The following is a 23,421-nucleotide window of genomic DNA, read 5'->3' on the forward strand; positions in this document are numbered from 1 at the left end:
CTTTCCATATGATTCACTTGGTGTTTCAACTCTCGCAAGCATATCATGGATAGCTTCAAGAATCCAAAAGATTGTTGTTGACCTAGGAAATAAAAGGTCCTATAATGATCGCTGTAGGAAAATTATTTCCTTGAAAAAAGCTTGTTTTGAACGATAAAGTTGAATTTTTGCTAAAAATAATAACTGAATTATTAATTCTAATGAATTTCGGGAAAATATTTTCCCGTGAAGGGTATATGAACACGAAGGAGCTGCATGCATTGAACAGAACATGGTGGAAAGAAGCCACGGCGTATCAAATTTACCCACGGAGCTTTATGGACAGCAATGGTGATGGTGTAGGCGATCTGCAGGGAGTTATTTCTAAACTTGATTATTTGCAGGATCTTGGCATCAATGTCATTTGGATCTGTCCTATTTATAAATCCCCAAATGATGATAATGGTTACGATATTTCGGATTATCAGGATATTATGGCGGAGTTCGGCAGCATGGCCGACTTTGATCAGCTGCTGCACGAGGTTCATGCACGAGGCATGAAGCTGATTCTGGATCTAGTGATTAATCATACTTCGGACGAACATCCATGGTTTGTTGAAGCACGTTCAAGCAAGGATAATCCGAAGCGGGATTATTATATTTGGAGTGATCCTAAGGACGGGAAGGAGCCGAATAACTGGGAGAGTATTTTCAGCGGTTCGATCTGGGAGCTTGATCCCGCCACAGAGCAATATTTTATGCATGTATTTTCCAAAAGACAGCCAGACCTCAACTGGGAGAATCCTGAGGTGCGCCGTGAATTGTATAGCATGGTCAACTGGTGGCTGGACAAAGGAATCGACGGCTTCCGGGTGGATGCCATTTCACATATTAAAAAAATCACCGGACATCCCGATCTGCCGAATCCACAGAATCTTCCGTATGTTCCGTCTGGCGATGGGCACATGAACCGTGAAGGGATTCACGATTTCTTGCAGGAGCTCAAGCAGGAGACGTTTGACCGATATGACATCATGACGGTTGGCGAAGCGAGTGGTGTAAATGTTGATCAGGCGGAGTCGTGGGTGGGTGAAGAGCAAGGCAAATTTAATATGATTTTTCAATTCGAGCATTTAGCTCTTTGGAATAAGAGTGTGACAGGTGGATTGGATGTTTTGCAGCTAAAATCAGCTCTCTCCCGTTGGCAAAAAGGTCTTGAGGGCAGAGGCTGGAACGCATTGTTCATCGAAAATCACGACCAGCCGCGTTCAGTTTCTACTTGGGGAAATGATGGCCAGTATTGGAAAGAGTCAGCTAAATCGTTGGCTACGATGTATTTCCTGATGCAGGGAACACCATTTATTTATCAAGGTCAAGAAATTGGGATGACCAATGTAAGATTTGAATCAATGGATGATTACGATGATGTGGCGATGAAGAACTTGTACCGTTTGGAGACTGAAGCCGGTAAAACACATGAGGAAGTCATGGAGGTAATCTGGAAGAACGGCCGGGACAACTCTAGAACACCAATGCAATGGAGCGACTCTGAAAACGCTGGTTTCAGCAGCGGCAAGCCATGGATGAAGGTGAATCCGAATTATACGGAAATCAATGTGGAGCGGGCGAAGCAGGACCCTTATTCCATCTATCATCATTACAAAAAGCTTATCGCTCTTCGGGCTGCTAATCCCGTTACTGTTTACGGGACTTATGATCTCATTTTGCCTGAAGATGAACGTATTTATGCTTATACTCGGACGCTTGGAAATGAAAAACTGCTGGTCATGTCTAACCTGACAGCAGAGGAAGCACTGTTTGACCTTCCATTTGATTTGGAGTTTGATACTAGTGAATTGCTCTTGCATAACTATGAGGTTGATCCTGCGGAGCCGATTGAGACTGTCGCATTACGGCCTTACGAGTCCCGTGTGTATATGCTGGTTAACGCACCTGTAGAGCAAGAGGGTAGCAGTGAACTTGTACCTGCACAAGAGTTAAGTGAAGCTTCTTTTCCAGAAACCGTTTAATATATTTATTGTAATTCAAAGCGTTCGGTTATCCGGGCGCTTTTTTTTGTTGCGGTAGTGTAGGACTCTTGCACAAAATGAATACGCTTACCTAGGCGAGTCGTATAAAAATATTATTTTTTCTATTATTTTTGTTTCCAAAATTAATAGAATACTATATTATGTTATGAATACAGATTCATATAAGTGTATATTCATTCAATTCGGGGTGAAAGTAGACAAAATTATAGGAGGTAAAAAATGTCCAAGAGAATACTATCTTTATTACTAGCTTTTACACTTATGATGTCGGGTCTGCTTCCAGCTGCATATGCAGGTGAAGTTGCAACCGAAATTAACCCGCAGGCGGTTGTTGCTCCGGTTTCTACGGAGAACGCAGCTGATCCAGAGGTGCTTTCTTCAGAACAAACTACGGTAGCGACTGCTGTCTATGAACAAATAGCGGCGACAGTTTCCACTGAAGTATACAAAGCTTCTATGACGGAAGCTAGAACATTAGAATTGACTTTAGATCTTCCTGATGGGGCATCGCCTCAAGATATCATCTGGAATTTTGGCAGAACGGCGGAAGAGATGAAGCCGCTGGCAGAGTGGAAAAAATGGAATAAAGATGCGAAAGATTATTCAGGTAATCCTTTCGTAACAGTGACATATGAGCCGATCTCAGGTTCAAAAGTAAAGGCTTTAATTCATTTTGATTTGCTGTACGGAGAGAATCTCTCACTAACGGGTATACGTGCAGAGTACGTCAAACGAGTGGGAATTTATAATCTAATCGGGACATTACCTGCTGGAGATGTGCTGGTAGAGCAGCAAGTCAAACTAAATCCATATGAAACCTATCATACATATGATGAGATTAAACCCGCGATCGATAGGATTACTGCTGAAAGCAATAATAAATATGATCGATATGTAGAGTATCAGCAAATTGGGACCTCAACTCAAGGTCGTGCCATTCATTTCTCTATTGTTGCTAAGGATAAGTCCTCAGTAGATCAATATTTGAACGAGACCTTACCGCTTATGATGAATGATCCTGAAGCCCTGCAAAAGAAAATTAACGACGGGGATCTGCAGAATTATAAGGTACCTATTTGGTTGAATAACATTCATGCCGATGAAGCCAATGGTGTCGATGTAATCATTAAGTTTTTGGATACGCTGATGACACAGCAAATTGTCACCTATGATACCACTGATGAGAATGGAAATCCGAAAAAGGTTGTTCTGAACATCGACGAAGCGCTTGACCATGTGATTTTTCTGCTTGATTATGTAGAGAATCCTGACGGTCGCGCGTTAAACACGCGTCAAACTTCAACACTGCTTGATCCAAATCGGGACAACTCTTACCAGACGCAACCTGAGACACAAGCGGTAACTGCACAAATTGCTAAGTGGACGCCGCTTACCTTTTTGGACATGCATGGATTTGTAAGTGGCTTCTTGATTGAGCCTTGCACACCACCTCATGATCCTAACATTGAATATGATCTTGTAATGCCAAGTATGCTTGAGCAAGCAAATGCCATGGGTAAGGCGGGAATTGCTAATACTAAATATGATTCCTACCATATCCCTTATGAAGAATACGAAAAAACACAACAGGATCCGAACTATAAAGGAACGAATGCAACAGGTTGGGATGATGCTTCACCAGCCTACACAGCTGTATATGCCATGCATCAAGGAGCACTTGGGCATACCATTGAAGTGCCTGAATTGAATGAAGATTCACTGGATGCCTTTTATTATGCGGCTTTGGGGGCAACCGATTATGTGATCAACAACAAGCAGGAACTGTTCCTGAATCAATTGGAAATCTTCAAACGGGGTATCCAAAATGAGAATACTAATGCTGCTGTTAAAGATTATCTAATCAATGCACAAAATGAGTCTATTGGACGTCCAGGGGTAGAGGAAAATACGAATTTCTTCCCTGAGTATTACATTCTTCCGGTTGCAAAAGATTTGCAAAAAAATGATCTGGAAACCTACAAAATGGTTCAGTACCTATTACGTAACAATGTGAAGGTAGAACGGACAACAACCAGTGTAACTGTAGATTCCGTAGTCTATCCGGCTGGAACCTATGTGGTGAATATGCATCAAGCCAAAAGAGGTTATGCGAATCTTGTCTTGTATGATGGACTAGATGTCTCGGATTTTAATGAGATGTATTCAGATACGGTACAGAATTTCTCGGCTATGCGTGGTTTTGACCGATATATTAGCCGTTCTGTAGGAGCATTCACTGGGAAGACAGAACAGGTTAGCAGTGTAACGATCCCTAGTACGAATCTGGATCAATCTCCGTTCGAGCAAAATTATGTCATTAAAAACAGCAACAATGATGCCATAAAAGCTGTGAATGAGCTGCTAGCCAATCATAAGGCAGTAACATTGCTGGAGAATGGGGGGACGGGTTACGAGAAGGGAAGCTTCCTTGTTTCCAGATCCAACCTTAGAACGGTATCGTCTAAATATCTGCTGGATATTGTTCCGTTTAGTGCTTCAGAGAACAGAACGGGTAAATTGCTTAAGGCTCCTAAGGTAGCTATTGCAGGAGCGACTGCATTTATGCTGAAGGATCTTGGATTTAACGTAACTACGGATACAGTGGCAGCAGATGTTCTAATCAATTCGGGAACGAATCTGATTGCTGCAGGCAAACCATTTATCGGTTATGGAAGAACGATGCTGAAAACTGTTAAAGGGCTTAAGGTCCTCCCTGGGCTGGACTATTCAACTCCGGTCAATAAGGATGGCAAAGAAGATGCTCATGAGGGATTGTTTAAGGCTGAGGTCTCTCAGGACAATGTAATTACAGCGCCTTATGCCGATAGCGAATACCTCTACACGGTTTCCGCGGCTTATATTACGAAAGTGCCTGAAGGCGCAGAGATCTTGGCGAAATACGGATCAGGAGCTGACTTTTTCAAAGCAGGCTGGTGGCCGAATAACGAGGCTGCACAAGACCAAATATTGGCGCTTACTTACAATACAGACAACATTCATGTGACGTTATTTGCGAATGATCTGATGAATAAATATCATCCGCAAAATCAATTCAGATTGCTTGCCAATTCAATCTATGCTGCTGCTCCAGCGGCGACTGAAGAGGACGGTATGGATAACGGGGTGAATGAACAAGAGCCAACAACACCTTCGACACCGTGGCAGCCATCTGTAACATCAACACCTGCACCGACCGTGCAGCCGTCTGCAACACCAACGCCAGCTCCAACTCCAACTGTGCAGCCGTCTGCAACACCAAACCCAATAGGTTCAAACTTCACGGATCTAGGTAAGGTAGCGTGGGCAGCATCGGCGATTAAAGAGCTGGCGGCAAAAGGGATTCTGCAAGGGGTGAGCGATAATACCTTTGCTCCGCTTAAAGAGGTGACGCGTGCCGAGTTTATTACCATGATCGTGCGAGCTTTTGATCTGCTTGATGTGAAATCATCCGCTACCTTCAGTGACGTGAAAGCTTCTGACTGGTCTTACGGATACATTGCATCCGGGGTCAAGAACGGATTGATTAACGGTGTAGGCAACGGAAAGTTTGATCCTAACCGTGCAATTACACGCGAGGAAATGGCAATCATTGTATCCAACGCACTTAAGAAATTTAAAGGCAAGTCGGTAAGTGATACAAATGCCGCTTTGGTTAACTTTAAAGATCAGGCAACAATCGCTGCTTACGGTAAAGAAGCGGTGGCATTACTAACACAGGAAGGTATTGTGCAAGGTCTGACTGCGGATACCTTCGGTCCTAAAAATATTGCCAACCGTGCTCAAGCAGCAGTGATTATCGATAGGATGTTGAAGCTTAATTAAGGTTTAGGTTCTTATAAAAAAATGCAAAAATGCCCCTCAGCTATTTGGCTGAGGGGCATTCTTTTATAGTTACTCTGCATTATCCGTAGATGGTAAATCCGGCAGTTGTTGAATGTAGCTGTTAGACATATTTAGAAGCCGCTGAACGGCGTCAAATTGTTCTTTTGTCGAACCGCCCTCTGTTTCAGAGCCATCGATTAGATTAAAGTTGTCTCCATCATCGTAATCGACACCAGTCAAATACATGCTTGTGTCATTAATGAAAGAGCCGGTAGGCAAAAAGTGTCTGACAGGGAGCATGTTGGTCTGTTGGTTCATCAGATCTTCTCCGAAGTAGAGCTGATCTTTCATTGAAATCCCTAACAGGTTAGCTACAGTTGGCATAATGTCGATCTGGCCGCCAGTTTGGCTGTAGACCGTAGGTTGACCTACCCCTGGCGCATGTACGATGAAAGGAACGTTGAACATATCGGTATAACCATATTCGTGACCGACCATTTCTTCCATTAACGATTTCTCGTTGCCATCAAGGGAATATAGCGATACACCCTGATGGTCCCCGTAAAAGACAATGACGCTATCATCCCATAGACCACTGGACTTTAATTGATCCAGAAATTGTCCCATTGCATAATCTGCGTAATTTTGAGCTAGAATATAGTTGCCAACTAGGGTACCTTCATACCGTTTAGGCAGCGTCATTTTATTTTTTGACTCTGGCATTTTATAAGGGTGATGAGCACTCATAGAAATGACCATTGCATAAAAAGGATCATCTTTAGCATCCATTTTGACTAATTCAGGCACAGTCTTGGCATAGAGTACCTCATCAGAAGCACCGAATGCGATATGATCACCATCCCCATAGAACGCTTGATCGTAATACTTATCAAAGTCTAGGACTTTGTATAGAGTTTTGCGGTTCCAGAATTCTACGCTATTGGTGTGAAAGGTTGCTGTATTATATCCATTAGCTTTCATCAGCTTAGGCAGGCTCGGAAGCGCCTTATCCATATAATTGGATGAAGTGGCTACCTCGTGATGAGGAACGTACAACGAAGTATTCACCACAAATTCAGCATCCGAAGTTGTTCCTTGCCCGGCATTAGTATAGAAGTTATTGAAATAATGTTCGCTTTTCAAAAGCTTATTTAGATTGGGTGTTACTTCCTGTCCGTCAATGCTCAGGCCCAGCAAAAAGTTCTGAAAAGATTCCATTTGTACCACGATTAGATTTTTACCTTGAGCTGCCGCCCAGTACTTCGGTGAGATAGGCTCTGTAATCCCTTTGGTCTCGTTAATGGATGGTTGCGTGATTTCTTTGCTGTCGATTATTTCTTCTGTTTCCCTTGTATCGGCAAAAATAGTATAGACCTCGTAATTAAGAATCCCCATGCTCTCCGCTTTTTTGTTCTCGTTCATACTGGCATGATTCGGCCAAACATTAAAGACACAAACTGCTAAGGAAACACTGATGATCCCAAACAAAGCGGTCCGGTTCATGCGGCGGTTCATACCTCTTTCTTTCCAGATCGCAATATATTTCGGACGGAACATAAAAAACATGAACACTACAATATCCACAAAAATGAACAAATAGTAAGGGTCCAGCAACGAGTATGTGCTTTCTCCCACCTTAGTTACTTTATCTGCCTGTTCCAAGGCATGATAAGTAGCAATTACACCGTAATATTTGTAATACATTAGGACGGCGAAATATATGACTGAAATCAATAGGTTGGCTATCATGTAATACAGAAATTTTCGTTTGGAAGCCATCCATTCAATAAGTCCAAATACGATAAAGAAAAATGGGATCTCTGTCAGCAGCATGCTCCAGTTAGGACCGTCGCTAAAAACTACGAACCAGGCCACTGCGCATTTTAGCAGCAGGACGAAGCTAAAGACTAGGAAGGGTTTGTTTTTTATATCAAAATCTTTTTTCACTCGTTATCATCCTCTCTGATGCAATTACACCAAGGTCCTGCATATACCTGTATTTCATGGAAATCCGTTGCAATATGCCGAAGCTTATTATGCTCCCGAAGTTATCAAGTGTCAAAAGGTGGACGAGAGTCCTAGAGTGAAGCAACAAGCGATTTATGCCGCATAAGCAGGTAAAATCAACGCCAATCCCAAACTACAGGGTCCTATGCGTATAAAATGATTTTAATAATTTCCAGTTTCCCGCAACTTTGTATAATATTCCTCAGTCTAAATATAGAGGAGTGATTAGAGAGGCGGGAATTAGATGACCCAGCGGCAGTTCATAACGATGGTAACGATTTGTTTTCTTGTGCTCTTAAATTCAGGTTGTAATCAAGGGGAGAACTCCATTGGTGTGGAGCCTTCTGGCTCTATAGCTTCAACGTCTGTACCACAGGTTCCCGAAGACTTTTTGCTAACACTGGATTATAAAGTTCAGAACCATCCGGATACATTTGCAGTTGAGGTACCACAGAACTGGGAGGTTAAGCTGGGGGAGTATCCAGTGGGACTTTACTGGCGATTAGCGAATGAGTTCTCTAAAGATGCCGGATTGGATTTGACCCTGCTGAAGGGTGCCACGGTAGAGGTACAGCGGTATTCCTTAGTCGATGGTTTACCTGGTTCTGGCGAACAAAAAGAATTTTCTTATCCCTCCAATCTCGTTTTGCTTGTGCAATCAGGAAATACCGTTGGGGCTTGGCTGGAATTTAATATTCAAAGTATCGGCCCTTCTATTAAGAAGCGTAGCTTGACCGACATTACAGGATTTACATTTGAGGAGTGGACGGAGAGAGAAGGTTTGTTTGCTAAGGAAGGTGAGAATGGTGACTTAGCCTCATTAGGCCATTTCGAGCTGCTGGATGCTTTTTTTCAGGCTATACAGGTTGGTAATCATACCCGCGCCCGCGCATGTTTGAATCCTAATGCCTTACTCACTGCATTGACGGTTAACCGTCAAGAGCATCAACTCTATAACCCGGGTTTTGGTGGTGAAAATGCTCTCAGTGAAAGTATTGTTGAGGCTAAGCCTACCTCTTATAAAGTGATGGATTATGATACTGGCTCTGAAATCAAAGACATCGGTGATCGCACAACGTTAAATATTGTGGTCGATCTGTATATGAAATCACTAAATCCCGTCTTCAATACCCCAGATGGCCGGGAGACTCGCTTCGCAGTGTTGACCAAACATGCTAACGGCTGGAAGATTGGAGGTTTTGGAACGGGACCGTGAGTTGTTGCGTTATCTATTTTTTAATAAAAGGAGTGATCTCAAGTGTTTAAACAAAGTTTGATGTCAAAAGTGCAGGTAAGGCGGATATGTAGAGTTGTTGTCGGGACTGTTCTTAGCTTGGCTATGGTCTCACCCTTAGTGGCAGCAGCAGATAATGTGAATTCACCTGAAGAAAAGAAATTATTGTCTGGCATCACCCAACTGGACGCTGGTGACAGAAGTGCGTATGCCGTCACTGCGGATGGAACAGCCTGGGCGTGGGGTGGTGGGTACGGCTCTATTGGTAATGGGGCGACCACACCAGCGTATACTCCCGTCAAAATGCATATCGATCATGTAAAGCAAATCTCAGGTGGTTATCGCCATAACTTGATGTTGAAGGACGATGGAACAGTGTGGGCAGTAGGGGGGAACGAGCATGGACAACTTGGCATTGGAACACAGTCCTCTAAGATTCTTGTAGAGCCTGTTCAAGTGCAAGGGCTAACAGATGTGAAAGCTGTTTCTGCGGGGGGCACCTTTAGCTTAGCTCTTCTTAAAGATGGAACGGTCTGGGCGTGGGGAGGCAATGAACAAGGTGAACTCGGTGACGATTCGCGGAAAAACAAGCTAACCCCGGTGCAGGTAAAGGGACTACCCTCTGTCCTATCTATAGCAGCGGGATCGAATAATTCAGTGGCGCTTGGTAATGGTGGAGAGGTATGGGTGTGGGGATCGCAGCAACCGCTGGGAACGCAAAAAGGCGTAATCTTAAAGCCTACGCTTATTAAAGGAAGCGGAGAATATAGAGCGGTTGATATGGACGGAGCCTATGGGCTCTATGGGGCAGCATTGAGATGGGATGGTACAGTATGGATTTGGAATAATTACATAGATCCATATCTGGGAGAAACTCTAAAACCCGTTCAGATTCCAGGGCTTTCAGACGTCATTTCGCTGACAACAGATTCCGCGGTGAAGGCGGATGGGAGCGTGTGGCAGTGGACGGTTGGCGATAAGAACAAGATTAATGTTACACAGTCTAAGGGTATTCAGAATGCAGTTTCCATTTCTAAAGGGAGCAGAAATCATTATGTACTCTTAAAAGATGGTCATGTCCTTGCCTGGGGAGCAAATGAATTTGGGCAGACGGGTCTGGGGGTCAGAGAGATCGAGGTGAATACGCCTCAGCTCGTGAAGAAATCTATTCAAGTATTGTTGAATGGGAATGAAATGGAACTGACTATGCCGCCACTACTAATTAATAATTCGACATATGTTCCTTTAAGAGGAGTCTTCGAGCAGATGGGAGTTAATGTTCGTTGGGATGTTCCATTGAGAGCTGTGGTCGCTGTAAAGGGATCTACAACTCTGATCTTGAATTCGGTAACTGGACAAACGACTGTTAATGGAAAGGTAATAGCAACAGATCAAAAACCGGTCTTCATTAATGATAGCGTTTATGTACCCCTCAGATTGATAAGCGAAATGTTGGGGGCGCAGGTAGAATGGGATGCAGATGCTTATGCAGTTCGAATAAATTCCAATAAATAAGTTGACTATTTATTAGAAGCTTTAGGCTGAATTCTCCTTCTGGGGAGTTCAGCTTTTTGCGTGGAAGGCAGAAGATTTAGAGGGAAATGCAATAACGGTAAACAAAGCGTACGCGATTTTGAAGAATGTGTGCGGGAATCTTTTCGAGGATTCTTTATACGGATGATGATGAATATTGGAAAAATGGGACAACTTATAATTATCCTAATGGTCGTTCAATTCTGGTCACGAAACGGATGGGCATAGCAACAACGATTAATATTGCGACAAAAACGGGTAAGAGTATATATTACGGCCTCTTTGTATTTGTTGCAGTGCTGTTGATCGGAATGGGTGGGAACTGTACGTCTTTACGCGGAGTTGAAAGGATGGTGAGGTTTTTCATTGATTTTAAAATAAATCGTATGAAGTATAACCCTCTTGTGATAGAATAATCTAGTTGCTCTAGTTTCTGAAAATCCACTCTGTTCCAGCAAAACACCTGATCTATACACGTGGATAATCGAGGAAATATGAGCATTTAAGAGTATTAACAAGATTTCTTAGAGATTTTACACAAAACACATCATTTTTTGTCGGTTTTTATTGATTTATTCAAAAATATTATGTATAATCAGCCTTGTTGATTTTGCAAATGGAATTTTAGGAGGTTTTTATTTTGGGAAAAGCGTTAATTATTGGCGCTGGCGGCGTAGCAAGTGTTGTTGTTCATAAATGCTGCCAGAACCCGGATGTATTTGAAGAGATCTGCATTGCCAGCAGAACTGTCGCGAAATGTGACGCTCTGAAAGATAAATTAGCCGGAGGCCGCACGAAGATTTCTACTGCTCAGCTCGATGCAGATAACACGGACGAAGTCATTGAACTGATCAAGAGCTTTGAGCCGGATGTCGTTATTAATGTCGCTCTCCCATATCAGGACCTGACGATCATGGATGCGTGCCTGGCAACAGGAGTGCACTATGTGGATACTGCCAATTATGAACCACAAGATACAGCGAAATTCGAATATTCCTGGCAGTGGGCTTACAAAGAAAGATTTGAGAAAGCTGGCCTTACCGCTTTGCTCGGCAGTGGATTTGACCCAGGTGTAACTGGCGTGTTCACGGCTTACGCGCAAAAACACTATTTTGACGAGATCCATACCATTGATATTGTAGACGCCAACGCTGGCGATCATGGATATCCATTCGCTACAAACTTTAATCCTGAAATCAATATTCGTGAAATTACAGCGAATGGCCGTTATTTCGAGAATGGCGAGTGGATTGAAACCGCACCACTTTCTGAGAAGAAGGTTTACGATCTTCCGGAAATCGGACCTAAAGATATTTATCTTTTGTACCATGAAGAGTTGGAATCCTTGGCTGTTAACATCAAGGGCGTGAAAAAGATCCGTTTCTGGATGACTTTCTCGCAGAACTACCTGACTCACTTGAAAGTGCTTGAGAATGTGGGTATGACTTCTATCGAGCCTATCATGTACGAAGGCAAAGAGATCGTTCCTTTGCAATTCTTGAAGGCAATGCTGCCTGACCCGGCTTCCCTGGGACCAAGAACAAAAGGTAAAACTAACATTGGATGTATCATCCAAGGTACTAAAGACGGTAAGCCAAAAACTTATTATGTATACAACGTTTGCGATCATGAAGAATGTTATGCAGAGGTTGGCTCCCAAGCCATTTCCTATACTACAGGCGTTCCTGCAATGATCGGAGCAATGTTAATTATAAAAGGAATCTGGAAGAAACCAGGCGTGTACAACGTAGAAGAGTTCGATCCAGATCCATTCATGGAAGCTTTGAATAAACATGGTCTGCCTTGGCAAGAAGATTTCTCGCCAACGCTGCTAGATTAAGGCGCGATTGATGGATATTGATATCAGCGTTGTCCCGTCACCATGTTACCTTGTAGATGAAAGATTGCTTACCCGCAATCTTGAGATTATGAATTCTGTACAAGAACGTACAGGAGCTAAGATTTTGCTCGCGCAAAAAGGCTTCTCAATGCACTCCTTGTATCCGCTAGTTGGCAAGTACTTGCATGGCGTAACTTCCAGCTCCTTATTCGAAGCCAGATTGGGCTATGAAAAAATGGGCAAAGAGGTTCATGTCTACGCACCAGCTTATGTGGACAGTGAATTCGATGAGCTTCTTGAATACTCCGATCACATTGTGTTCAATTCTTTTGACCAGTGGAATCGATTCAAGGATCGTGTGAAAAATGCACCGAAGCACATCAGCTGCGGTATTCGAGTGAATCCGGAGTATTCCGAGATCGAAGTTCCGCTGTATGATCCATGCTACAATTATTCCAGAATGGGAGTAACTCTCCCTAACTTTAGACCTGAAGAGCTTGAGGGAATTGATGGATTACATTTCCATACCATGTGCGAACAAAATTCAGACACACTGGAGCGTACGCTCAAGGTAGTCGAAGAGAAGTTCGGACCTTATCTCAAAGGGATGAAATGGCTTAATTTTGGTGGCGGTCATCATATTACACGTCCCGATTATGATCTGGAGACCCTTGTCCGCTGCATTTTGCATATGAAAGAGACTTACGGTGTGGAAATCTATCTGGAGCCAGGTGAGGCCGTTGCGCTTAATACTGGATATTTGGTAGCTACCGTTCTGGATGTTATGCATAACGGTATGGACATTGCGATTCTTGATACTTCGGCTGAATGCCACATGCCAGATGTACTGGCTATGCCATACCGTCCGAACATTATCGATGCTGGACAACCTGGGGAATATCCTTATACGTACAGATTAGGTGGAATGACTTGCCTAGCCGGAGATGTTATTGGAGATTATTCCTTCAAGGAGCCTTTGAAATACGGCGATAGACTCGTATTCCTAGATATGGCGCATTATTCTATGGTGAAGAACCATATGTTTAACGGCGTGAATCTGCCAGCTATCGTCAGCTACAATGACGAAGAGGGAATTAAAGTAATCAAACAGTTCGCTTTCGAAGATTTCAGCGGACGTTTATCTTAATAGAATGATCTAAAAAGGTGTCCCTTCAGGGACACCTTTTTTGCTATGGTTCCAGTCCTTTGAATGCGCGATGACATCTAGGAAAAGAGGAGTGATCCTAAAGGACCGTATGGCAACTATTGTTGTTTATTAGCTCATTTAGCTAAGGTTATGGACTGTATAGCTCTTATTGGTCGGATAGTGACTATTATTAGGGCGCATTTGGTAGAATAGCTGCAACTGAGTCCGATTGTATGCTGAAACAGCCGATTTTTCGGAAATAGAGTCTCCTCGGTCCGATTCATCCTCGTGGGGAGAAGATAGATGTCGAACCGATTTTTCAGAGGAATAACTCTCTTATATATGCGTTTATCTTACAGTTGGACACTTGTATTACTGGAAAAGTTTCTTCATAATTAGCCGCTCACAAGTAAGGTCTCATGTGATACAATAATTTAGTCTGTTTTTTAAAATTAGTTATTGAAGGGTCCGTATCTGAGGAGGAAGTCAGCATCAATGGAACATGCACCGTTTATTGCAGTGGAAGGCCCAATCGGGGCTGGAAAAACAACATTAGCTTCGATGCTTGCAGAGGAATTAAACTTACCGATTATTAAGGAGATTGTGGATGAGAATCCGTTTCTGGCTAAATTTTATCAGAACATGGATGACTGGAGCTTTCAACTGGAGATGTTTTTTCTCTGTAATCGGTACAAGCAGCTTGAAGATACAGTAACTCAGTACATAGATAAAGGTAAACCGGTGATCTCGGATTATCATATTTATAAGAACCTTATCTTTGGGGAACGAACGCTGAAGGGAACGAAACGAGAAAAGTATCGACAAATCTATCATGTGCTGACGGATGACCTGCCGAAGCCAAATATTATTCTCTATATAAAAGCAGATCTCGATACCTTGTTAAAAAGAATCGCCAAACGCGGACGCCCTTTTGAAGGGGATATGGATACTGCGTATTTGCAGCAATTGATAGAAGATTATGATGATGCGATGGGCTCTCTAGCGATTCAAGAGCCGTCTACCGTTATTATTACCATAGATGGAAATGCAGTCGATTTCGTGGAGAACCCAGAACACTTCGTCGAAATTGCCTCTCACATAAAGGAGCTAATGAAATGAATTCATATAACATCCCAGCTAACGCCATAATTACCGTGGCAGGAACCGTGGGGGTGGGGAAATCCACTTTAACAGGTGCTTTGGCTAAAAGGTTAGATTTTCAAACCTCGCTGGAGCAAGTTGATCAAAATCCTTATCTTGAAAAGTTCTATCATGATTTTGAGAGATGGAGTTTTCATCTACAGATTTATTTCCTAGCCGAACGTTTTAAAGAACAGAAGAAAATGTTCGAAATGGGCGGTGGTTTTGTTCAAGATCGCTCGATTTATGAGGACACTGGTATTTTTGCTAAAATGCATGCGGATCAAGGCACGATGTCCAAGACAGACTATGAAACCTATACAAGCTTGTATGAAGCCATGGTCATGACACCCTATTTCCCGCACCCTGATGTGCTGATTTATATTGAAGGCAGTCTTCCTTCTATTTTAGCGCGAATTAATGAACGCGGCCGCGAGATGGAAATTCAAACGGACGTATCCTACTGGGAGCATATGCATGGCAGATATTCGAAATGGATCAATGAGTTTACAGCTTGCCCAGTGCTTCGTCTGAACATTGATGATTATGACGTAAATGACTCGGCATCAATGGCGGATATTCTCACGAAGGTAGGCAACACCATTCGTAAGCCTGTTGATAAAATATAATAGTTGATGATTAGCAGCTCCCGTGGTTTGGGGGTTGTTTTTTTATGTGCTCATAAAAAAGACCCAAATCTATGATTTGGGCCTAATAGGGAAGTGTCAGTTGTCCTAATCATAAAATACGAAAAGTAAATAAAAATGGTGTGGACATTGTAATGTACTTAAGGGCCACCTCCTACTTTATTAGCCCTTTTTTATGAAAATAGGTTCCAGTCTAATAGAAACTAGTTATTGGTCCATGTCTAAAATTAGTAAGATGCGTACACTGAACTATATTTATAGGGAGGTGTACGCATTGAGTTGTCCAGACGATAAAAAGTGTCATAAGAAAAAAGTCGCCACTGTATTTCCTTCGAAAAGAAAAAGAAAAGAACATCGTCGAAAAGTTATTAAGTAGATTGTAAAAGTCACTTGTCCTCCACCAGAAGTGAATGTTACTACACCGACAGTCGTTGGTGCTACAGGACCGCAAGGGCCGCAAGGAGCACAAGGACTCCAAGGAATACAAGGGGCCCAAGGCGTTCCCGGAGCTCAAGGAGCACGAGGACTCCAAGGAGCTGAAGGACCTCCAGGACCCGCCGGCGGACCTCCAGGACCCCAAGGACCTCAAGGTGAACCAGGGCCAGCGGGAGCGATTGGTCCACAGGGTGTAGCGGGACCCGTTGGTCCTCAGGGTGCCCAAGGCGTGCCGGGTGCCCAAGGAGTTGTAGGTCCTCAGGGATCGCAAGGTTTACCTGGTCCTGCAGGAGCTATAGGACCACAAGGTTTTGTAGGAGCACCGGGAGCACCGGGAGCAACAGGAGCACCAGGAGCGCCAGGAGCGCCAGGAGCACCAGGAGTAGCTGGAGCAACCGGAGCACCGGGAGCGGCCGGAGCACCGGGAGCAGCAGGAGCACCGGGAGCGGCTGGAGCACCGGGGGCAGCAGGAGCAACGGGAGCAACCGGAGCGCCAGGAGCAGCAGGAGCACCGGGGGCAGCAGGAGCGGCTGGAGCACCGGGAGCAGCAGGAGCAACGGGGGCAACCGGAGCACCAGGAGGTGTATTAGGTTTTGCTGATTTTTTTGCCCTAATGCCTCCTGATAATGCAGCAACTGTAGCACCGGGCACAGACGTAAGTTTTCCTCAAAACGGACCTACCAGCGGGACGACAATTGCACGAACGGGTCCTAGTTCTTTTAATTTAGCAGCAATAGGGACTTATCAGGTGTTGTTTCAGGTTAGTGTAACCGAAGCAGGACAACTCATCTTGACTCTTAATGGCGCGGATCTCGCCTATACTGTAGTTGGACGCGCAACAGGTACATCACAAATCGTAGAAATGGCTATAGTGCAAACAACGGTTATTAACACCATCCTGACCGTTCGGAATCCTGCTGGTAACTCTACTGCACTTACTATTACTCCTCTCGCTGGAGGAACAAGATCTGTTTCAGCACATCTCGTTATTACACAATTAGCGTAATAAGGTGTATTTCGTATAGATAAGTTGGTCACCTTAATATTGGTGATTTTACTTATGATTATTGTAAAGAGGAGGACGAACGAAGGTCCTCCTCTTTATTCAGAGTATTTACTATTAACATTCTATTGTTTTTCTATCGTCTAACGACTTGAAATTAATCATCTATTTATGTGAATTCTTTTGATTCTATCTTAAGATGCCATATCGCTTTCCTCATGATACAATAAAGGATAAGTTTATAAGGATGAGGTGACTTTAGTTGAAGTATGATTTCGATCGCGTAATTGACCGCCGTAATACTAGCTCTTACAAATGGGACCAATCCGAGAAGTTGTTTGGTGAGAAGGATATTATGCCGCTTTGGGTGGCAGACATGGATTTTGAAAGTCCTCCCGCAGTGAAGGAAGCCATTCTGCGCCGCGCAGAACAAGGAGTTTACGGTTACAGTGTACCTAGTGATACTTATAAAGAAGCCATCACGTCATGGTTTAAAAGACGGCATGATTGGCAGATCAAACCGGAGTGGATTTCAGATTCTCCCGGAATTGTAACTTCCTTAAGCCTCTCTGTTGAACTGTTTACTGAGCCTGGGGACGAGGTTATTTTACAATCGCCAGTTTATTATCCCTTCTATGATGTCATCCAGATGAATGACCGGAAGGTTGCCAAGAATCCGCTTATCGTCCGTAATGGGCGCTTTGAGATGGATTATGAGCAGTTGGAAGGGCTGATGTTGGGTGGAGCTAAGCTGCTGCTGTTATGCAGTCCGCATAATCCAGGCGGTAGAGTATGGGAAAGAGAAGAACTGTTGAAGCTCGGTGAACTGTGCTTGCGCCACGGAGTGACAGTTATCTCTGATGAGATCCATTGTGATTTGGCGCTTCCAGGGTATGAGCATATTCCTTTTGCATCTTTGTCTGAGGAAATTGCCAATATTACGTTAACCACACTTGCCGCGACCAAAACCTTCAATCTTCCGGGGCTTCAATCCTCTTTTATCGTGTCCTCGAATCCGGAATTGAAACGTAAATTTGATCAAAAAATGAAAGCCTTGAGCTTACATATGGCTAGTTTCTTCGCGCAAGGAGCAGTACAAGCCGCTTACAACGACGGAGAAGAATGGCTGGATGAGCTGTTACAATATGTATCAGATAATGTGGATTATACTATTAGCTATTTGTCGGAGCATTTACCACAGGTTCATGTGATGCAGCCGCAAGGAACCTACCTGTTATGGGTAGATTGCCGCGAACTGAACTTGGAAATAGACGGTCTGAAGCAGCTGATGCACAAAGAGGCTAAAGTTGCTTTTAATGAAGGTTCTGTTTTTGGAACAGAGGGCAAAGGCCATCTGCGGATCAATCTGGCTTGTCCGAGATCTACGTTAGTTGAGGCATTGGAACGCTTTTGCAAGGCAGCCGCAGCTTATACAAAGAAATAAACGGTGATTACTGAAGCTTGATGATTCCGCTAATGGGGTCGTTAAGCTTCTTTATTTTGCAATAGGGTAAAAAGAATAATAAAATGGAGTCCATTACGACAAGCAGGAGGACTGCAAATGAAATGGGTAGCCCAGCTTCCGTATTATAAGATACAACGAGAAATTAGGGATGGAGAACAACGAAGTTTTGCTTCCAATCGGCTAATGTATCTATATCAAGATAGAATTGTAACTCGTCATCGGGAATTCCCGCTAAAAGATATTTTCGATATGTCTTATCGTTCAATGGGGGATGTGGGCGGCATGTTCTATCTGCACACGAGTAAGGGTGTGTATGCTTATTTGATAGAGTGTGATCCCGAGCGGTTTATTGAAGCCTTTAAAGAACAGGAATTGAATAAGAATTGAGCGACCCTCGTTGGCCGTGATATGATAACTTTTATGAAAAAAGCATAATGGGAGAGAACATAAATGAGCAAAACACGAATTATTATTGATGCAGACACAGGTATTGACGATGCACTGGCGATTCTATATGCCTTACGCGCTCCAAACGTAATTGTAGAAGGAATTACAACCGTTTTTGGGAATATTGAGGTCGAAAAGGCGGCGGACAATTCACTGCGGCTAATTGAGCTTGCTAAGCCCGGTTATGAGATTCCTGTAGCGATCGGAGCATCCAAGGCACTTGTTCGTGAACACTCAGGCTACGCCACTCATGTGCATGGTGAGAACGGTATTGGCAATGTGGAAATTGCTCCATCCAGCCAGCGTCCCATTAGCGAAACTGCATCTGAGTTTATTGTTCGGATGGCTAATGAGAATCCCGGAGAGATTGTATTAGTCACACTGGCACATTTAACCAACCTTTCAATGGCGCTTGATATGGACCCTGGTATTAAGAATACTTTGAAAAAAGTAGTGGTAATGGGCGGTACGATCTTCAGTCCCGGCAATAGAACACCGGTTGCGGAAGCGAATATTGCCGGGGATCCGGAAGCTGCTGATCATGTATTTACATCTGGGCTTCCTGTTATGATGGTGGGTCTAGACGTTACGCTTAAGACGCGGATTACACAAGAGCATATCGATTTATTAAAACGTTTTGGACGTGAAGAAAATAAAGCGATCATTTCGTTTATGGAACAATCGCTTACTCATTATTTTAATTTCTATCGTGAAGCGAACTTTTTGATCAACAGCGCACCGCTGCATGATCCACTCGCACTTATGGTTGCGCTGCAACCAGATCTGGTAACCTACAAAGAGATGAATGTTCGTGTGGAGCACAAAGGTGAGTTTACATCGGGAATGGTCGTAGCGGACTTGCGGGCTCAGCCAAAAGTGGGTAAACCCATACAAGTTGCAGTGGATGTAGATGTTGAACGAGCAGTGGGAACCTTTTTGAGCGTGTTTATGTAATTTTGCCGACCTCTTCTAATATGACAAATAATTTCGCAGCTCATAGATGACAATCTATTAATTTTACAATTGGATAATCTTTGGTAAAATGGTAGAGGACATATAAGAGTTTACAAGATTAGACTTCATATCATAGAAGAGGGAGACTTATCATTCATGAACAAGCGAATCGGTAAATTAGTATTATGTTTGGCTATTTCGCTAGGAGGCACCACGGCTTTATTCCACAATACCACACAGGCAGCCACAGCTGGTGGAGTTAGTATTGTGCTGGATGGTTATCCACTACCCTTTCCAGTAGAACCTGTTGTGATGAGCGGAACAACGATGGTGCCATTCCGAGCTATATCTGAAGCTTTGGGAATTAATGTCGAGTGGAATCAAGCGCAGAAGAAAATTACGGCTACCAAAACAGATACTGCAGGGACCAAAGTGGTAACCCTGACCCTTGGCAGCAAAAATGCAGGTGTTAACGGCGCGGTTGTGAAGTTAGGAGTTGCTCCGCAGACGATCCGGGATACAACGATGATTCCCCTTAGCTTCTTCGGCCAGCAGTTTGGTGCGGGTGTAGCTTGGAATCAATCTACGAAGACCGTATCTATTACTTCGCCGAAGACTGAGCTGTACACTCTTGGTTTCTATGCTCTGAGTTCTTATAGTGAGATTTCCTTACTTCCTAATTTTGATGCTGTGGCCTTTGGTTGGAGTGGGATTGATAAAAGCGGGCAATTCACCACAACGGGGACTGATTTCAAATGGCCTCAGGCGGCTGGTGACGTAACACCAGAATCGATTGTCACGAATGCAGCGGCAGGTGGAACAGCTCCTTATCTGATGGTCTTCTCTGGAGATACCGCATCAGAGTTAACTAAGAACCTGGAAGATAAGCAGCTTCAAGAACAGACGATTACTGGAATCGTAGATCTTGCAACGCAAAAAGGATTCCAAGGCATTACCCTGGATCTGGAGGGCCTAGGTCTAACAGGTGATAAGGCGAAGGTGCAAGCAGATTACAATGCTTTTGTGAAAAACCTATCACAAAAAGCACATGCAGTAGGACTTAAACTTACCGTTATTCTTCATCCATTAAATAGTTCTTATAAAGGATATGATTACAAAACTTTAGGAACACTTGCAGATGATTTGGTCATTATGGCGTACGATTATCAAGAGAAAAAAGTTCCAGAGCCGATGAGTTTAGTTGATGAAGGCATCCGGCTTGCGCTTCAGCAAGTGAGTAAGGATAAGCTGATCCTCGGGATCTCTGTGTATAGCGAAAACGAATCTTCAGTGAATTCGAAGGTAGGACTTGCTAAACGTTATGGCCTTAAAGGAATTGCGATCTGGCGTTTAGGTCTGATCGGACAGCCTGTCTGGAACGAAATGGGGAAGTCAGTAGAGCTGTAAGTGGAATTTGTATTGACAGGGAATAATTTCTAAATATATACTAGGTCAAAATACAATACGGAATAAACGTAATGATTGGGAGTATTAAGGAATAACTACTGCCCAGAGAGCTGCCGGTTGGTGCAAGACAGCGGAGTAGGTTCCCCAACTCACCCATGAGCGGTAAGATCGAACCTCAGTAGATCTTAACGGCTAACCCTCCGTAATCGGGTTCTAAGATTCGTTGTTTATTATAAGCAATACGCAACGATCAAAAAGAGTGGTACCGCGAAGGTTAAACCTATCGCCTCTTTGGAGGCGATAGGTTTTTTCTGTTCTCTACAGAAAAAATACAATTGAAGGTGGGTGTTTTGGTAATGGGCAATATTATTGATTATTACTCCCAATTTGATGAGTGGGGAAGATTGGATAGGGAGCCGCTGGAGTTCATCATTAATCTGCATTATATAAAACATTATTTAACTACCGCACAATCTATACTGGATAATGGTGCTGGGCCCGGTAAATATGCCATGGAGCTGGCGAAGCTGGGCTATAACGTAACGTTATCGGATCTTACCCCTAAGTTAGTTGAAATAGCTCAGCAGAAGGTTAATGAATTAGGATTAACTGAGCAATTTAAAGGTTTTCATGTGCTGAATGCAACTAGTTTAGAGGGAATATCTGACGAAAGCTTTGATGCTTCTCTGATGTTAGGCCCTTTATATCATTTGCAAGAAGAAGAGGATCGGATTTTAGCAGTTAAGGAATTGTTTCGTGTGACAAGGAAGAATGGCATCGTATTTGTAGCCTTTCAAAGTCGGATGAGAATGACTCTTACATCCTTACAGTTCCCACAACATTGGAAGCCTAATGACAACATGGATTCAATACAAGAGTTTTATGATAGCGGGATTTTTAATCATAAAGATGAAGGTAGGTTTACGGGAGCTTATTACTTCAATATTGAGGATATAAAACCTTTCATGGAGGAGAATGGATTTCGAACCATTGATTTAATTGGTTCTTCTAGCCTCGGAGCATTACTGACAAATGAGCAGAAACAATACTGGACAGACCGGGGTGAGCATGAGGAGCTCTTTGAATTTCTCATTAACGCAGCAAAGGATCCATCCATTTTGGGGATTTCCTCTCATCTGTTGTATATAGGGCGAAGGAAATAAATAAGGAAAAATCATTTTATCATCACGGGATTGAGGTAGGTCTAGTGAACAATGATTACAGGGTGCGTATTCAGACGGTTCTTCATTTTATCGAGGACAACTTAGATCAAGAGATAAATCTAGAAATGCTAGCTGAAGTTTCTAATTTTTCTAAGTATCATTTTTCTAGAGTTTTTTCTGCAATTACAAATAAAACACCAATGACCTATCTGACGGAAAGACGTCTACATCACGCGGTTACCTATCTTGAAACAACCAATAAAACCATGCTAGATATCTCAATTCTATGCGGTTTTAGTTCCATCTCAAGTTTTAATTCATCCTTTAGGAAACTGTTTAAGACAACCCCAAGCGAGATGAGAAGGTCAATGCAAGAACATAGCAATTATCAGTTAATGTCCAGCAATAATCAGGAAGAATTGTCTCCTTCTAAAAATTATGATGTGAGTATCAACATAAATAATTTTTTAAGGAGAGTATGGGAAATGAACATTGAGGTAAAAGAACTTCCAAGTTATCAAGTGGCATACGTAAGGCATGTTGGCAGCTATCTTGAAACGTATAAGGCATGGGGAACACTCAGCAAGTGGGTTGAGAAAAATGATTTACCCTCAACAGAATACTTCATTGGTATTTCTTTAGATGATCCCAGCGTGACTGACGAATACTCTTGTAGATATGATGCCTGCATAACCATTCCAGAAGAGTTTGTTAAAGAGGGTGATCCGAGCGTAGAGTTCAAAACTTTATCTGGTGGTCTTTATGCCTTATATCCGTTTTATGATACGATCGACAAATTGGCTATTGCCTATCAAAGTGTGTACGGTCAATGGCTACCTAATAGTGATTATGAACCGGATGATCGGTATGCGCTCGAATTTTGTATGAATGATCCATATACAGACCCTGAAGGTAAAGCAAAAGTTGATCTTTATATCCCTATAAAAAGTGTCGGTGGACATTAAAAACAAACTCTACTACTCGATTACAGTTCCATTCTCGATGGACGAAATGGTAGTAAAGCCCATAACCCCAGGTTTTATAGGTTTCACCAGTTTGAAGATAACCTGTAACATATATGCCTGAATGCGTATCGGTTTATCCATCACTCCACGAGGCTTCCGGACTCGGATGACGTTATTTGTAT

16 protein-coding genes and 1 other annotated feature are annotated in these 23,421 nt (G+C 43.1%); of the genes, 15 read left to right on the forward strand and 1 reads right to left on the reverse strand.

Annotation, left to right across the window (positions count from 1 at the left end; all coding sequences use genetic code 11):
* Positions 1–260: 260 nt before the first annotated feature.
* Together NSQ50_RS09630 and NSQ50_RS09635 are read left to right on the forward strand one after the other, a co-directional pair.
* Complete coding sequence (locus NSQ50_RS09630; RefSeq protein WP_081386879.1) at positions 261–2,009, forward strand: glycoside hydrolase family 13 protein; 1,749 nt, start codon at positions 261–263, stop codon at positions 2,007–2,009.
* Positions 2,010–2,249: 240 nt separating this feature from the next.
* On the forward strand, positions 2,250–5,852 hold the full coding sequence (locus NSQ50_RS09635) for a M14 family metallopeptidase (protein ID WP_051491063.1): 3,603 nt from the start codon (positions 2,250–2,252) through the stop codon (positions 5,850–5,852).
* 69 nt (positions 5,853–5,921) lie between these two features.
* Here the strand turns inward: NSQ50_RS09635 and NSQ50_RS09640 are convergent, their stop codons facing one another.
* The gene (locus tag NSQ50_RS09640; RefSeq protein ID WP_076223299.1) at positions 5,922–7,799 is read right to left on the reverse strand and encodes an LTA synthase family protein; all 1,878 of its coding nucleotides are present in this window, start codon (positions 7,797–7,799) and stop codon (positions 5,922–5,924) included.
* A 304-nt stretch (positions 7,800–8,103) separates the two neighbouring features.
* Between NSQ50_RS09640 and NSQ50_RS09645 the strand changes: the two genes are divergently transcribed.
* The 13 genes from NSQ50_RS09645 (at position 8,104) to NSQ50_RS09705 (ending at position 23,239) form a co-directional block, all read left to right on the forward strand.
* Complete coding sequence (locus NSQ50_RS09645) at positions 8,104–9,075, forward strand: DUF4830 domain-containing protein (RefSeq protein ID WP_076223297.1); 972 nt, start codon at positions 8,104–8,106, stop codon at positions 9,073–9,075.
* A gap of 42 nt (positions 9,076–9,117) precedes the next feature.
* Complete coding sequence (locus NSQ50_RS09650) at positions 9,118–10,608, forward strand: stalk domain-containing protein (protein WP_076223295.1); 1,491 nt, start codon at positions 9,118–9,120, stop codon at positions 10,606–10,608.
* A gap of 658 nt (positions 10,609–11,266) precedes the next feature.
* Entirely contained in the window at positions 11,267–12,466 is a 1,200-nt protein-coding gene (locus tag NSQ50_RS09655) for a saccharopine dehydrogenase family protein (RefSeq protein ID WP_036679313.1), read from the forward strand.
* 10 nt (positions 12,467–12,476) lie between these two features.
* The gene (gene nspC, locus NSQ50_RS09660) at positions 12,477–13,613 is read left to right on the forward strand and encodes a carboxynorspermidine decarboxylase (RefSeq protein WP_076125019.1); all 1,137 of its coding nucleotides are present in this window, start codon (positions 12,477–12,479) and stop codon (positions 13,611–13,613) included.
* Between the two features lie 495 nt (positions 13,614–14,108).
* Positions 14,109–14,732 carry a deoxynucleoside kinase gene (locus NSQ50_RS09665; RefSeq protein ID WP_036679318.1) on the forward strand — a complete coding sequence of 208 codons (624 nt, stop codon included), beginning with the start codon at positions 14,109–14,111 and terminating at the stop codon, positions 14,730–14,732.
* Positions 14,729–15,382 (forward strand): deoxynucleoside kinase, encoded by a 654-nt coding sequence (locus NSQ50_RS09670; RefSeq protein ID WP_076223293.1) that lies wholly within the window; start codon positions 14,729–14,731, stop codon positions 15,380–15,382. Before NSQ50_RS09665 ends, NSQ50_RS09670 begins: the two co-directional genes overlap by 4 nt.
* Positions 15,383–15,806: 424 nt before the next feature.
* Entirely contained in the window at positions 15,807–16,841 is a 1,035-nt protein-coding gene (locus NSQ50_RS09675) for a collagen-like protein (RefSeq protein WP_143760478.1), read from the forward strand.
* Between the two features lie 259 nt (positions 16,842–17,100).
* Entirely contained in the window at positions 17,101–18,282 is a 1,182-nt protein-coding gene (locus NSQ50_RS09680) for a MalY/PatB family protein (protein ID WP_036679326.1), read from the forward strand.
* Between the two features lie 117 nt (positions 18,283–18,399).
* Positions 18,400–18,690, forward strand: a complete 291-nt coding sequence (locus NSQ50_RS09685) for a hypothetical protein (protein WP_076223291.1) — start codon at positions 18,400–18,402, stop codon at positions 18,688–18,690.
* Between the two features lie 63 nt (positions 18,691–18,753).
* Positions 18,754–19,704 (forward strand): nucleoside hydrolase, encoded by a 951-nt coding sequence (locus NSQ50_RS09690; RefSeq protein ID WP_076125028.1) that lies wholly within the window; start codon positions 18,754–18,756, stop codon positions 19,702–19,704.
* A gap of 156 nt (positions 19,705–19,860) precedes the next feature.
* Positions 19,861–21,111 (forward strand): stalk domain-containing protein, encoded by a 1,251-nt coding sequence (locus NSQ50_RS09695; protein ID WP_076223289.1) that lies wholly within the window; start codon positions 19,861–19,863, stop codon positions 21,109–21,111.
* Positions 21,112–21,173: 62 nt separating this feature from the next.
* Positions 21,174–21,405, forward strand: a binding site (T-box leader).
* 62 nt (positions 21,406–21,467) lie between these two features.
* Positions 21,468–22,274, forward strand: a complete 807-nt coding sequence (locus NSQ50_RS09700) for a class I SAM-dependent methyltransferase (RefSeq protein WP_076223287.1) — start codon at positions 21,468–21,470, stop codon at positions 22,272–22,274.
* A 44-nt stretch (positions 22,275–22,318) separates the two neighbouring features.
* The gene (locus NSQ50_RS09705) at positions 22,319–23,239 is read left to right on the forward strand and encodes an AraC family transcriptional regulator (RefSeq protein ID WP_076223285.1); all 921 of its coding nucleotides are present in this window, start codon (positions 22,319–22,321) and stop codon (positions 23,237–23,239) included.
* The last annotated feature ends 182 nt before the right edge of the window (positions 23,240–23,421 follow it).

The organism is Paenibacillus sp. FSL R10-2788 (assembly GCF_038003885.1).
Lineage (GTDB): Bacteria > Bacillota > Bacilli > Paenibacillales > Paenibacillaceae > Paenibacillus_AQ > Paenibacillus_AQ odorifer.